General features: G+C 72.3%; 16 protein-coding genes. 8 read left to right on the forward strand and 8 right to left on the reverse strand.

From position 1 onward, the window contains the following. Positions 1–4: 4 nt before the first annotated feature. From AC2W7E_RS11715 to AC2W7E_RS11730, 4 genes are read right to left on the reverse strand one after another with little or no spacing between them, the layout of a single operon-like run. Positions 5–955: a D-alanine--D-alanine ligase family protein gene (locus AC2W7E_RS11715; RefSeq protein ID WP_374461081.1), complete on the reverse strand. Its 951-nt coding sequence runs from the start codon at positions 953–955 to the stop codon at positions 5–7. After that, positions 952–1,506, reverse strand: coding sequence for an alanine racemase (locus AC2W7E_RS11720; RefSeq protein ID WP_485989154.1), 555 nt, complete (start codon positions 1,504–1,506; stop codon positions 952–954). Before AC2W7E_RS11720 ends, AC2W7E_RS11715 begins: the two co-directional genes overlap by 4 nt. Continuing rightward, positions 1,425–2,072, reverse strand: coding sequence for an alanine racemase (locus AC2W7E_RS11725; protein ID WP_485989155.1), 648 nt, complete (start codon positions 2,070–2,072; stop codon positions 1,425–1,427). Before AC2W7E_RS11725 ends, AC2W7E_RS11720 begins: the two co-directional genes overlap by 82 nt. Then, positions 2,069–2,740 carry a M15 family metallopeptidase gene (locus AC2W7E_RS11730; RefSeq protein WP_085604623.1) on the reverse strand — a complete coding sequence of 224 codons (672 nt, stop codon included), beginning with the start codon at positions 2,738–2,740 and terminating at the stop codon, positions 2,069–2,071. Before AC2W7E_RS11730 ends, AC2W7E_RS11725 begins: the two co-directional genes overlap by 4 nt. An 87-nt stretch (positions 2,741–2,827) precedes the next feature. Here AC2W7E_RS11730 and AC2W7E_RS11735 point away from each other — a divergent pair, with 87 nt between their 5' ends. Further along, positions 2,828–3,499 carry a response regulator transcription factor gene (locus AC2W7E_RS11735; protein ID WP_126893752.1) on the forward strand — a complete coding sequence of 224 codons (672 nt, stop codon included), beginning with the start codon at positions 2,828–2,830 and terminating at the stop codon, positions 3,497–3,499. Beyond that, entirely contained in the window at positions 3,492–4,583 is a 1,092-nt protein-coding gene (locus tag AC2W7E_RS11740) for a sensor histidine kinase (RefSeq protein ID WP_199787680.1), read from the forward strand. The genes AC2W7E_RS11735 and AC2W7E_RS11740 overlap by 8 nt, the downstream gene beginning before the upstream one ends. Positions 4,584–4,653: 70 nt before the next feature. Here AC2W7E_RS11740 and AC2W7E_RS11745 read toward each other — a convergent pair whose 3' ends face one another. Continuing rightward, positions 4,654–6,171, reverse strand: coding sequence for an SDR family oxidoreductase (locus AC2W7E_RS11745; protein ID WP_025104046.1), 1,518 nt, complete (start codon positions 6,169–6,171; stop codon positions 4,654–4,656). Between the two features lie 174 nt (positions 6,172–6,345). On the opposite strand from AC2W7E_RS11745, the gene AC2W7E_RS11750 reads away from it, so the two are divergent. From AC2W7E_RS11750 to AC2W7E_RS11775, 6 genes are all read left to right on the forward strand, one after another. After that, positions 6,346–7,416: a M4 family metallopeptidase gene (locus AC2W7E_RS11750; protein WP_485989156.1), complete on the forward strand. Its 1,071-nt coding sequence runs from the start codon at positions 6,346–6,348 to the stop codon at positions 7,414–7,416. Next, positions 7,391–7,702 carry a protealysin inhibitor emfourin gene (locus AC2W7E_RS11755; RefSeq protein WP_085604614.1) on the forward strand — a complete coding sequence of 104 codons (312 nt, stop codon included), beginning with the start codon at positions 7,391–7,393 and terminating at the stop codon, positions 7,700–7,702. Before AC2W7E_RS11750 ends, AC2W7E_RS11755 begins: the two co-directional genes overlap by 26 nt. A gap of 103 nt (positions 7,703–7,805) precedes the next feature. Further along, positions 7,806–8,027, forward strand: coding sequence for a hypothetical protein (locus AC2W7E_RS11760; protein WP_085604611.1), 222 nt, complete (start codon positions 7,806–7,808; stop codon positions 8,025–8,027). A 99-nt stretch (positions 8,028–8,126) separates the two neighbouring features. Beyond that, positions 8,127–8,885, forward strand: coding sequence for a ribonuclease H family protein (locus AC2W7E_RS11765; protein WP_485989157.1), 759 nt, complete (start codon positions 8,127–8,129; stop codon positions 8,883–8,885). 28 nt (positions 8,886–8,913) lie between these two features. Continuing rightward, positions 8,914–9,300, forward strand: coding sequence for a DoxX family protein (locus AC2W7E_RS11770; protein WP_485989158.1), 387 nt, complete (start codon positions 8,914–8,916; stop codon positions 9,298–9,300). A 139-nt stretch (positions 9,301–9,439) separates the two neighbouring features. Next, positions 9,440–10,138, forward strand: a complete 699-nt coding sequence (locus AC2W7E_RS11775) for a Pr6Pr family membrane protein (RefSeq protein WP_029989453.1) — start codon at positions 9,440–9,442, stop codon at positions 10,136–10,138. Here the strand turns inward: AC2W7E_RS11775 and AC2W7E_RS11780 are convergent. From AC2W7E_RS11780 to AC2W7E_RS11790, 3 genes are all read right to left on the reverse strand, one after another. Then, on the reverse strand, positions 10,129–11,481 hold the full coding sequence (locus AC2W7E_RS11780; RefSeq protein WP_485989159.1) for a flavin monoamine oxidase family protein: 1,353 nt from the start codon (positions 11,479–11,481) through the stop codon (positions 10,129–10,131). The two genes, AC2W7E_RS11775 and AC2W7E_RS11780, sit on opposite strands and share 10 nt — an antisense overlap. Positions 11,482–11,576: 95 nt before the next feature. Beyond that, positions 11,577–12,554, reverse strand: a complete 978-nt coding sequence (locus AC2W7E_RS11785) for an SRPBCC family protein (protein ID WP_126893745.1) — start codon at positions 12,552–12,554, stop codon at positions 11,577–11,579. 1 nt (position 12,555) lies between these two features. Beyond that, positions 12,556–12,963 (reverse strand): ArsR/SmtB family transcription factor, encoded by a 408-nt coding sequence (locus AC2W7E_RS11790; RefSeq protein ID WP_102208606.1) that lies wholly within the window; start codon positions 12,961–12,963, stop codon positions 12,556–12,558. Positions 12,964–12,988 lie beyond the last annotated feature (25 nt).

The following is a 12,988-nucleotide window of genomic DNA, read 5'->3' on the forward strand; positions in this document are numbered from 1 at the left end:
CCTCTCACGCGGCCGCGCGCACGAGCCGGCCCACGAGGTCGACGTAGTCCACCCCGGCCGCCGCGAACATCCGCGGCACCTGGGAGGCGGCGGTCAGCCCCGGCATCGTGTTGACCTCGTTGAGCACCGGACCCTCGTCCGTGAGGAAGAAGTCCATGCGGGCGACCCCGTCGCACCCCAGGGCGTCGAACATCGCGATCGCGGCGCGTTTGAGCGCCGTCGTGGCGGCCGCATCGAGCTGCGCGGGAACCGTGAACCGGGCCGTGCCGTCGTACTTGGTCGCGGTGTCGAAGAGCCCGGGCGCGTGGATCTCCAGGGGCGGGGCGGCCCACCGCACCCCGCCCTTCTCCCGCAGCACGGCGACGTCGATCTCCCGTGCATGCACGACCTCTTCGACCAGGATCCGCCGGTCGAAGCGCGCCGCCCCCCGCAGCGCGGTGAGCAGGTCGCCCTCCTCCGTCACCAGGCTCACGCCGTGGCTCGAGCCGGCCGTGACCGGCTTGACCACGACGGCGCCCTCGAACTCCACGTCGCCGATGTCCTCCGCGGCGACGAGCCGCCCTCGGGCGGTGCGCAGCCCGACAGCCTGGGCCACGAGCTTCGTGGCCCACTTGTCCATGCCGATCGCGCCCGCCCCCAGCGCGGAGCCGACGACCGGCACCCCGGCGAGCGCGCACAGCGCCGCGAGGGCGCCGTCCTCCCCGAGCGCACCGTGGACCGCGGGGAACACGACGTCGCTCGCCGCGAGCAGCGGCAGGGCCTGCTGCAACGACGACGCCGGGCTCACGCCGGGCGGGATGCCGTCGGCCCGCCACACGCCGTCGCGGTCGATCGTCACGGTCGTGACGGTGTGTCCCCCCAACCGCAGCGCCGCGGCGACCGCGGCCGCCGAGGCGAGCGACACCTCGTGCTCGGGATTCTGTCCCCCTCCGATGACCAGGACCTTCATCGTCATGCCACGCTCCTCTTCACCCGCGGGCCGATGCCCGTGACGATGGTGTGCGGGATGGTGCCCGCCCACCGCGCCCACTCCTGCACCGACGGCACCGCGCCGCCGTCCGGCCCGAACACCGTCGCGACCGCTCCTCGGGGGAACGCCCTCCCCCCGGTGTCGACGACGATCTGATCCATCGACACCCGGCCGACGATCGGGTGCCGTTCCCCTCCGATCTCCACCCCCGCGCCCGGCGCGATCTCCCGCGGGACCCCGTCGGCGTATCCGACGCCGACCACGCTCAGGTGCGTGGCCACTGCCGTCGTGTGCGTCCCGCCATAGCCCACGACGGTGCCGGCCGGCACCGCGGCGCTGTGCACGACGGGTGCGGTGAAACGCGAAGCCCCGACCAGAGAGACCGTCTCGGACGGGTCGATCCCCACGAGCGCGGCCCCCACGCGCACCATGTCGAAGTGCGTCGCGGGATCGGTCAGGGCGCCCGAGGTCGCCGCGAGATGCACGAGCAGCGGTCCGAAGCCGGCGCGCAGGACCGCGTCCCTCCCCTGGCGCATCCGCAGCACCGCGGCCGCGTTCGCCCGCGGATCCGCGGCGTCGGCGCGGGGGAGGTGCCCATCACCCCGACGACCTCGATCCGGCCGCGGGCCGCGCGCGCCGTGCGCAGCAGCGCATCCCAGTCCTCCACGGGGCACCCTCCCCGCGCCATCCCGGTGTCGAGATGCAGATGCACACGCACTGAAGCGACGGCATCGGCCGCGAGCTGACGCAGCTCGTCGACGGAGCCCACGGCCACGTCGACCCCGGCGGCGGCCGCGCGCGGCGCGTCGATGCCCGCGGGGTGCAGCCAGGCGAGGATCGGCACGCGCAGTCCGGCCTCGCGCAGCGCGACCCCCTCGGCGACGTCGGTGACCCCGAGCCACTCGGCCCCCGCGGCCACGGCGGCGTTCGCCACGGCCACCATGCCATGACCGTAGGCATCGGCCTTGACCACGGCCATGACGGGTACCGCGGCGACCTCCCGCACGCGGCGGAGGTTCTCGGTCACGGCGGCCGGAAGGGTGGAGAGTGTCGGTGCGTGGAGGCGGGACAGGGTCATCCCCTCCGCGAGCACGGCCGTCATCGCTGCATCCTCGGGTCTTCGGTGGGGTCGGCGTACTGTGCGGGGCACCCGTCCTCGACGGCCTCCGGTCGCAGCTCGTAGTGCCAGGACTCGTTGCCGTAGGTCTGGCAGAGGCCGTACCGCCATCCGCGCTGCGTGAGCCAGTCGAGGGTGGGCAGGGGACCGAGGTCGACCGCGTCGCCGGAGACGTGCGCCGAGGTCTCCGCGGTCGCCACCCAGCGGCGCGCCTCCTCCTCCGAGCCGTAGTCGTCGATGGCGTCGCGGAGCAGCTGCTCCTGCAGGGCCGCCGAACGCCATCCGCTGTTCACGAGGAACGTCACCCCGTCGGCCTCCGCATCGGAGGCGGCGCGCTGGAGGGCGTCGAGCAGGGCGGGGTCGAGGTTGCCGACGGCGACCCTGTCGACATCGAACACCGTGGGCTGGTCGCCGTCGCGGATCACGCCGTCGGCCTCGCTCGGGGCGAGCACCGATCCGGTCGGCGTGTGCGGCTCGGAATCGGAACCGATGGTGGCGGGCGTGACGATCGGGGCGGTCTCGGCGAACGCGGCCGACAGCGACTGCTGCACGGCGACGGCGGCGACCACGGCGAGCGCCAGCACGGAGGCCGTGGTGGCGATCCGCCGACGGCGCCGGGCACGGACGGCTCGGGGGGTGCGGAGGTCGTTCATGATTCCAGTGAAGAGAGCCCGCGGTTGCCACGGCGTATGGCCTTTTCCATACACCGGCGATATGCCGCACTGCGTAGGATCGCTGCCATGCGTGTGCTGATCGTCGAGGACGAGCCCTACCTCGCCGAGGCGGTCCGCGACGGGCTGCGACTGGAGGCGATCGCGGCCGACATCGCCGGCGACGGCGACACCGCGCTCGAGCTCCTGAGCATCAACGCGTACGACATCGCGATCCTCGACCGCGACGTGCCGGGCCCGTCCGGAGACGACATCGCGCGGTGGATCGTCGCCTCGGGCAGCGGCATCCCCATCCTCATGCTCACGGCCGCCGACCGCCTCGACGACAAGGCCTCCGGGTTCGAGCTCGGCGCCGACGACTACCTCACCAAGCCGTTCGAGCTGCGGGAGCTGGTGCTGCGGCTGCGTGCCCTCGACCGCCGCCGACAGCGCGCGCGGCCACCGGTGCTGGAACTCGCCGGGCTGCGCCTGGACCCCTTCCGCCGCGAGGTCTACCGCGACGGCCGGTACGTCGCCCTCACCCGGAAGCAGTTCGCCGTACTGGAGGTGCTCGTCGATGCCGAGGGCGGGGTGGTCAGCGCCGAGGAGCTGCTGGAGCGGGCGTGGGACGAGAACGCCGACCCGTTCACGAACGCCGTCCGCATCACGGTCTCCTCGCTGCGCAAGCGCCTCGGCGAGCCCTGGCTGATCCTCACGGTGCCCGGCGTCGGCTACCGGATCGGGGCCGACGCGGATGCGTAGGCGGCGGGGGCTGAGCGTCCGCCTCAAGCTGACGCTGAGCTACGCGGGCATCGTCGTCGTCTCCGGGCTCCTGCTGCTCGGCGCCGTGGCGCTCTATCTCCTGCGCTACGTGCCGGATGTGCAGATCCCCGTCGTCGAGTTCTTCGTCCCCAACCGCTCGGATCTGATCCGGGCGTTCGTACCCGTCGCCGCGATGGTGATGGTCGCCCTGCTCGCGATCGGTCTCGGCGGCGGCTGGCTGCTCGCCGGACGGATGCTGGCGCCTCTCGACCGCATCGGCGACGCCGCCCGGCTCGCGGCGCAGGGCTCCCTCTCGCACCGGATCCGCATGGAGGGTCCCAGCGACGAGTTCCGCGACCTCGCCGACGTCTTCGACACGATGCTCGAGCAGCTCGAGGCGCACGTCGCCGAGCAGCAGCGCTTCGCCGCGAACGCCTCGCACGAGCTGCGGACCCCCTTGGCCATCTCGCAGACCCTCCTCGACGTGGCCCGCACCGATCCCGACCGCGACGTCGACGCCCTGATCGACCGGCTCCACGAGGTGAACACGCGCGCGATCGACCTCACCGAGGCGCTGCTGCTGCTGAGCAGAGCGGATCAGCGCACCTTCCCGCGGACGCTCGTCGACCTGTCGCTCCTGGCAGAGGAATCCGTCGAGGCCCTCCTGCCGCTCGCCGACCGCCGCGGGGTCGAGGTGGAGGTGTCCGGCGTGCCGGCGACCGTGCTCGGCTCCTCCGCCCTGCTGCCGCAGCTCGTCATGAACCTCGTCGCCAACGCGATCGTCCACAACCGCAGCGACGGCGGGGGTTCCGTCGCGGTGCGCACGCATTCCCTGCCGCATGCGGTGGCCCTCGTCGTGGAGAACACCGGTGCGGAGCTGCACGCCTCCCAGGTCGCGACGCTCGTCGAGCCCTTCCAGCGCGGCACCGAGCGCACGCGCGGGCCGGAGCACGCCGGGGTGGGCCTCGGCCTCGCGATCGTGCAGCGCATCACGCAGACCCACGGCGGCACCCTCGTGCTGACACCCCGCACCGGCGGAGGCCTCATCGTGACGGTCTGGTTCCCCCACCCCTACCCCGGATGACGGTTTTCGAATCGCCCGTTTGGCCCTTTTCCGGCTCCGGATGGAACCATTCAGGCGATTCGAACGGGCGTCACCAGGGGCTGGGCTCGTAGTCCTTGAGGAAGACGCCGTGGATGTCCTCGCCGGCCTCGCCGCGCACGATGGGGTCGTACACCCGGGCGGCGCCGTCGACCAAGTCGAGCGGGGCGTGGAAGCCCTCCTCCGCGAGGCGCACCTTCGTGTAGTGCGGGCGCTCGTCGGTGATCCAGCCGGTGTCGACGGCGGTCATGAGGATGCCGTCCTTCTCCAACATCTCCCCCGCGCTCGTGCGGGTCAGCATGTTCAGCGCGGCCTTCGCCATGTTGGTGTGCGGGTGGCCCGGGCCCTTGTAACGGCGAGAGAACTGTCCCTCCATGGCGGAGACGTTCACGACGTACTTCCGGCGCGACGACGACGCGGCCATCGACGCCCGCAGCCGGCTGATGAGCAGGAACGGCGCGGTCGTGTTGGCGAGCTGCACCTCGAGCATCTCCAGCGGATCGACCTGATCCACCGACTGCACCCAGCTGTTGACGCGGTTCACGTCCGGCACGAGACCGCCCGCATCGATCGCCGTGCCGTCCGCGTGCTTCTCGAGCGAGGAGGAGCCGGGGGCCATCGCGAGCCGCGCGAGGTCTTCGGCCGTGAGCGCCTGTCCCCCCTGCTCCGCGACCGTGCCGCCGAGCGCCGCGACCGACAGCAGCGGATGCGCGTCGACCGAGGCCTGCAGCGCCTGCGGGTGCGGGTCGACGGTGTGCCCGAAGGTCTCCATCTCCGGCAGCGGACCGTCCGGCAGCGGCTGGAGCTCCGCGTCGGCGAGCAGCGAGTACGCCCCCGGCGAGCGGCGGACCGTCTGCGCGGCGTTGTTGATGAGGATGTCGAGCGGGCCCTGCGCGGCGACCGAGTCGGCGAGCCCGATCACCTGGGCGGGGTCGCGGAGGTCGATGCCGACCACGCGCAGCCGGTGCAGCCAGTCGCCCGCGTCCGGGAGGGCCGAGAACCGCCGCACGGCGTCACGCGGGAACCGGGTGGTGATCGTGGTGTGCGCACCGTCGCGGAGGAGGCGCAGCGCGATGTGCATGCCGATCTTCGCGCGGCCGCCCGTGAGCAGCGCGCGCTTTCCGGTGAGGTCGGTGCGGGCGGTGCGCTTGCCGTGGCTGAAGCGGGCGCAGTCCGGGCAGAGCTGGTGGTAGAACGCGTCGACGAGCGTGTACGGCTGCTTGCAGATGTAGCAGTTGCGCGGCTTGAGGAGCTCGCCGGCGATGGGGGCGTCGATCACACGGGACGCGAGGTCGTGCCCGCGCGTCTCGTCGTCGATGCGGTCGGGGGCGCCGGTGGCGGTGCGGGCGACGACGGCCTTGTCCGCCTCGGCGATCGCATCCCGGATCTCCTTCCGGCGCACGCGCTTGACGGCCTTGAACATGGCCGCGGTCGCGTGGCGCACGGCCACGAAGTCGGGGTGCTCGTTGTCGATGGTGTGCAGTTCGGCGAGGACGCGCAGCGTCGTGGCGAGGTCGTCGGGGTCGATGCCGGGGCCCAGGTCGGGGGTGGCGTCGGGCGCGTCGGTCATTAGGCCGATTTTACGCGACCGTCCTGGGGGTCTCCTGCTGTGTTGGGTGCCGGGCGTCTCGCGGCGAATCCGCCGACTAGTACGCGCTCGGCCACCACCGACATCGCTCCCGCCCTCATCGCAGAACGGCGGCGGGTCTCCTGCTGTGTCCGCGCCCCGGCGTAGGGTCGACGCATGAGCAGCGCAGAATCCTCCCCGCATCCCGGCGTCGTCCCCTCCTACCTGCTCGCCCGTCTGGCGGAGTCGGGTCGGTTCCCGAAGGCCGCCGCCGCGGCCCGACAGACGCTCACCGCGGGGCGCCCGCCGTTCCGCGCCCGCATCGACCTCTCGATCGACGAGAACGGCGACCTCGTCGCGCGGCTCTCCGATGCGCCGAACCGCACGATCAGCGACGCCGGCAACACCCAGCAGCTCCCGGGGGCCGTGGTCCGCACGGAAGACGATGAGCCCGTCGCCGACACCGCCGTCAACGAGGCGTTCGACGGCCTGGGCGCGACGTTCGAGATGCTGCTCTCCGCGTTCGGCCGCAACTCGCTCGACGACGCCGGCGCTCCTCTCGACGCGACCGTCCACTACGGCGTCGACTACGACAACGCGTTCTGGGACGGCGAGCGCATGGTGTTCGGCGACGGCGACGGCGAGGTGTTTCAGCACTTCACCGGCTCGCTCACCGTGATCGGGCATGAGCTCGCCCACGGTGTCGTGCAGCACACGGCGAACCTGGAGTATCAGGGCCAGCCGGGCGCACTGAACGAGTCCGTGGCCGACGTGTTCGGCGCCCTCACCGAGCAGTACGCCCTGGGGCAGTCCGCCGACCAGGCGAGCTGGCTCATCGGGGCGGAGATCTTCACGGATGCGGTAGAGGGCTCAGCTCTGCGCTCCATGATCGCGCCGGGCACGGCCTACGACGACAATGAACTCGGGAAAGACCCGCAGCCGGACCACATGAGCGGATTCGTGCGCACCACCGAGGACAACGGGGGCGTGCACATCAACTCCGGCATCCCGAACCGCGCCTTCGCCCTCTTCGCCCTCGACCTCGGCGGCAACGCCTGGGAGCGCGCCGGCACGGTCTGGTACCGGGCACTCACCGGCGGACTGTCGAGCACCGCGACCTTCACCGAGTTCGCCGATGCCACGGTCGCCGCCGCAGCCACGGTCGATCAGGAGACGGTCGCCGCCGCTCGACGCGCGTGGACGACCGTGGGAGTCTATGAGGGTGACCGAGGACCCGACGCCGCCTGACGCCCCCGTCGTCATCGCCATCGTGCGCTCGGGAGGTCTCGCCGGCATCCGTCGCCAGTGGCGTGTGGAGGCCGAGCCGCCGGACGCCGAGGAATGGATCGGCCTCATCGACAGCTGCCCCTGGGACGACGACGTCGACACGGAGTCCGGGGCCGACCGGTTCGTCTGGAGCATCCGCGCCCGCACCCCGTCCGAGCGCCGGGAGCGGGAGCTGCCCGACTCCGCCGTGGACGGTCCGTGGCGCACGCTCATCGATGCGGTGCGCGAGGCGGCGCGCGCGGAGTGAGCCGCGGTCGGAGATTCGCGCTCCCGTCGCAGGATGCCGCCGGATCCCTGCGACCTCGGTGGGAAACTGCGACCCCGCGCCGCCCGGGGGCGACAATGGAGACATGGGACTCTTCCAGCAGCGACCGGAGGAAGAAGAGAAGCAGTGGGGACTCCCCTCTGAACCTCTCGAGACCTCGGCCGCAGACACGCTCGACGCCGCGCCGACGGTCGACCCGCTGGCCCTCGGCCTCGACACCCCGTCCTCGGTGAGCTCCATCGTGTTCCCCGTCGCCCCACCCGCCCCCGAGGCCGCGAGCACCGAGAACGCCGACCCCGAGGACTGACACCGCGCGTCGCTCTTTCGCACCCCCGTCGCAGGTTCCGGACCACTCCGTGCGACCGAGGCGCGAAAGGGCGTCCGCGGCCAGCGATACGGTGGACGGATGACCATCACCGCCGCCGCAGACGGCTCCGCCCTGGGCAACCCCGGCCCGAACGGCTGGGCCTGGTACATCGACGACGCGAACTGGGCGGCCGGCGGCTCCCCGCACGGCACGAACAACCAGGGCGAGCTCCGCGCCGTCCTCGAACTGCTCCGGGCGACGGCCGGCACCGACGAGAAGCTCCTGATCGAGTGCGACAGCCGCTACGTGATCGACTCCGTGACGAAGTGGATGCCCGGCTGGAAGCGCCGCGGGTGGCGGAAGTCCGACGGCGGGCCCGTGCTGAACCGCGACCTCCTCGAGGGGATCGATGAGGCCCTGCGCGGTCGCGATGTCGAGTTCTCCTGGGTCAAGGGCCACGCCGGGCACCCGCTGAACGAAGCCGCCGACGAGCGCGCGAACGCCGCCGCCAAGGCCTATCAGCAGAAGCAGGAGCCGCGTCGAGGCCCCGGGTTCACCCGCGCGACCGATGCCGGAGCCGCCGTCGCCGCCTCCGCCCCGGTCGCCGCTGCCGCTGCCGAAGCCCCGGCATCCTCCTCGACGGCAGCCCCGTCCCGCACCTCGACCCCCGTCGCGGAGGCGGAGTTCGCCGCGCCGCTGTGGGCCGAGACCTCCGACCTCCTCGACGGACTCGACCTCGCGCAGGACGACCCCATCGTGATCCAGCTGCCGCTGTCGCCCGGCGAGCACGCGCGCCTCCGGGACCGCGCCGACGCGCAGGGCATCACCCTCGAAGAAGCGCTCCGCCGCCTGATCTGACGGCGACGGCGAGGCGTACACTCGCACCATGTCGACTCCCCGCACCATCGGCCGGATCTTCCTCGGCGCCTCGCTCGTGTTCGCCGGCGTCTCCCACCTCACGTTCGCCCGCGAGGAATTCCAGGCGCAGGTGCCGGAATCGCTGCCGCTCGATCTCGACGCCACGGTGCTCGCGTCCGGCGTCGCCGAGGTCGCGCTCGGCTCCGCTCTCCTCTTCGCCCGACGCCGCCGTCGCACGGTCGGCACCGTCGCCGCGCTCTTCTTCGCCGCGGTCTTCCCGGGCAATGTGGCGCAGTGGATGCATCATCGCGACGGCTTCGGCCTCGACACCGACATGAAGCGCTTCGTGCGTCTGTTCTTCCAGCCGGCCCTCATCGCGCTGGCCCTGTGGTCGACGCGCGCTCCGCGCCGCTGACCCCCTCCGCCACACCAGGCATTCCCGCGAGAACAGGCCCCCACACCCGCCCGCGCCTGAACCCGCGCGACGGCCTGATGCGGCGTCATCCCGGGTCGGCTCCGTAGACTCGGCGGATGGCGGAAAGGACGAGGCGACGGTGAGCAGGCGCACCGTCTTCGGCCTGCTCCGACTCACCGCCGCCGCCGTCTGCCTCGTCGCGCTGATCCACCGCCTCGCGTGGGGACTCGCGTCGAACACCATCGCGAGCCAGAACTTCTTCGCGTATCTGACGAACCAGTCGAACATCGCCTTCGTCGTCCTCCTCACCGTCGCCGGAGTCCTCGCGCTGAGGAGAGCCCGCGACCCGCGGTGGCTCACGGTGGCGCTCGCCCTCGTGCTCACCTGGACGATCACGGCGGGACTCGTGTTCGCGATCCTGGTCTGGCAGGCCGGAGTCCGGGGGATCCGCATCGACGTGCCGTGGTCGGATCAGGTGCTGCACTTCTGGCTGCCCGCGGTGACCGTCGCGGCCTGGGCCCTGGCCCCGGGGCATCGGGCGGTGCCGTGGCGCGTGATCCCGGTGACCCTCGCCTACCCGGTGCTGTGGGGCGTCGCGACGCTCATCCGTGGACCGTTGATCGGCTGGTACCCGTACTACTTCCTCGACCCGCGGCAGGTGAGCGGTCCCGTCGAGTTCACCGTCTCCTGCGCGATCGCGCTGGCCGTGTTCGCCGCCGTGGCGACCGCGCTCGTGCTCATCAGCCGCCTGCCGGACCCGTGGGACCGCGCTCCTGCCGAGCCTCCTCCCGAGGACCGCGCCCCGGCCGAGGCCGCGCGCGAGCCGGTTCAGGCGTAGAGCGCCAGCGAAGCGAGTGCCGCCTCGACGGCCTCCGCGTCCCCGAGCTCCGCGAAGTCCCGGGCCGCCGCACCGCCCACGATCCCGACGAGCACGTTCTCGCCGGTCGAGGGGCGGAGGTTGATCCACGTAGGGATCGCGATGTCGTCGCCGACCGCGTGCCAGATCGCCTCGTCACCGTCCCAGAACGGCTCGTCCCATCGCAGCCACACCGTCTCGATGGCGCCCATCCCGAGCGCGGAGACGGCGCCGCGGTTGTCGAACGGCAGCGGCGGATCGAACTCGATCGCCTGCTCCTGCAGCACCCCGAGCGGCACCGTCAGCAGCACCCGGTCGAAGGAGAGGGCCTCCCCGGTGCCGAGGCGCACACTCACCCCGTTGTCGTCCCACGCGAGGCGCGTGACCGGCGAGCTCAGCCCCACCTTCACGCCGTCGAGGGTGCTCTCGATGAACGGGGTCAGATCGTCGCCGACCCCCTGCAGCGCCGCGTCGGGGAGCGGCGGGGCGAACCAGCTCGACAGGTCGGCGGCGTCCGCGCCGGTCCTTGCGGCGAGGAGCGCGAGGAGCGCGGCGGTCGCGGGATCCTCCGGGTCGATGCCGGCTGCCACCAGGGCGTCCGCCACCGAGGAGTCCTGCGGGGCGGACTGCGCCGTGGTCACCGCGGCCTCCACCGGCTGCGGATCCACGGGGTCGACGTCGCCCTCGGCCGAGCGCCACCGCGCCCCGTCGAGGTCGACGAGGTCCATGTCCCCCTCGTCGATCGTCTCGAGAAGCTCCGCGTCCGCCTCGCCGAACAGCCACGCGCCGAGCTGCACCGGAACCGGCCACTCCTCGTCCGCACGGGAGAGGATCCGGCCGCCGACGCGGTCGCGCGCTTCGAACACCGTCACCTGCAGGCCGTCCTCCGCGAGTTGCGCAGCGGCGGTCGCTCCGGCGATCCCGGCGCCGATCACGGCCACCCGCTCGCCGTCCTCGGCGGCGACGGTGAGTTCCCGCGCGGCGCGGCGGCCCGACCGCAGGGCTCCCCGGACGGTACCCGGCGCCTCGTCGTCGGTCGCCTCGCCCGCGAAGAAGAGCCGGTCGTCGACGGGCTGCGCGAGCGCCGCACGGGTCGCGGCGAGCACCCCCACGGGAGTGAAGCTCGCGGCGCCCCGGGCGAAGGGGTCGGTGGTCCAGGTGCTGCGGACGCTCCCGCTCGGGGCGGGGACACCGGGCGGCGGCTCCGGTTCGCGCGTGCGGGTGGGGGTCGGCGTCGGTTCCGGCTCCGGGGTGCAGGAGGCGAGAAGCACCGAGACGGCACCGGCTCCGGCGCCGAGGAGCAGGGTACGGCGCGTGATCCTCATCGTGCCGCCACTTTATCCCCCTTTCGCACAGGCAGAAGCGCCGGAACAGACGGCTCTCCACGAGAACCGCCTGTTCCGGCGCGCGTGCCTGGGTGTCAGACGGACAGCAGCTCCCGCTCCAGTCGCGCGAACGAGGCCTCCATGCCGTCGGCCATGCCGGTGGCGAGGATCATGTCCCGCGTCTCCTTGTCGGGGTACTCGATGAGCACCGTGACGAGGGTCGCGCCGTCCTCCTCGTAGAGGTTGAGGTCGTTGAGCGTCTCGGTCGGCATGCCCTGCATCCGCTCGGTGGTGACGGCGCGCTTCGGGGCGTCGATCAGCAGTGCCTCCCCCTCGAATCCGAACGGCTCACCCTCCGTGTCGCCCACGGGCGCCCAGGAGTTCCGGTACGACTGGCCGACCTCGGTCGCCGACACGCACTCGGTCATCTCCCACCCGTCCGGGCCGAGCATCCACTGCCGGATGAGGTCGGGCTCGAAGTGGGCGCGCCACACCAGCTCGCGCGGACCCTCGACGAGGCGGGTGATGCGCACGTGCGTGTCGTCGAGCAGCTCCACCCGCGTGCCCTTGCCCTGGGCGTAGTCGCGGAGGTCCTGCAGCACGGCGTCGAGCTGGGCCATGGCCATCCGGGTGCCCTCCACGGCGCCCATCGCGACGACCTGCTCGAGCGCCTCGGCGGACGTGAAGTGGCTCGTGTTGACCATGCGGGTGCCCTCGGCCGTCGGCTCGAACGTGAAGGTCATGCGCATGGAGGGGAGGTTCGCATCCGGCGTGCCCTCCTCGTCGGCGAACGAGTCGAGCACCGTGAAGCTGCGCGGCGCGTCGATCTCCAGGAACTCCCACGTGCCGGAGGCCTTCTCCCCGCGGGGACCGTTCATCGTGTAGACGGCTCGCCCGCCGACGGTGTGGTCCCACCGGGTGAAGGTGGCCGGCCAGCCGGGAGGACCCCAGAACCGCTCGAGCTGCTGCGGGTCGGTGTAGGCGGCCCAGACGCGCTCGACGGGCGCGGCCAGGTCGGCGACGACGGTCATGGTGAGGTTCTCGGCATCCGTGATGATGTCCGTGACAGGCATGTCAGTCTCCTTGCGATTCGTTGCGTTGACTGCTGGTGGGGTCGGTGGAGGCCGGTCGCTCCCCCGCGGGCGGGGACGGCTCGGCCAGGAGATCGTCGAGCCGGGCGATGCGCGACCGCCACAGCTCTTCGTATCGGGCGAGGAGCGCCCTGGCGCGGGCGATCATCTCGGGGTTCGCGCGGACGAGCCGCTCGCGTCCCTCGGCGCGCTTGACGATGAGGTTCGCCGCCTCGAGCACGGCCACGTGCTTCTGGACCGCGGCGAACGACATCTCGTACTCGGAGGCGAGGGTCGAGACGGACTGCTCCCGCTCGATCGTCCGGCGCAGGATGTCCCGCCGGGTCGACGTCGCCAGTGCGTGGAACACACGGTCGACCTCCGCTTCGCTCAACTCCGTTTGTGCAACCATTTGGTTGTACGTTAGACCCGCGTCG

The sequence above is a fragment of the Microbacterium sp. CFSPD4_SD4 genome (assembly GCF_057364585.1).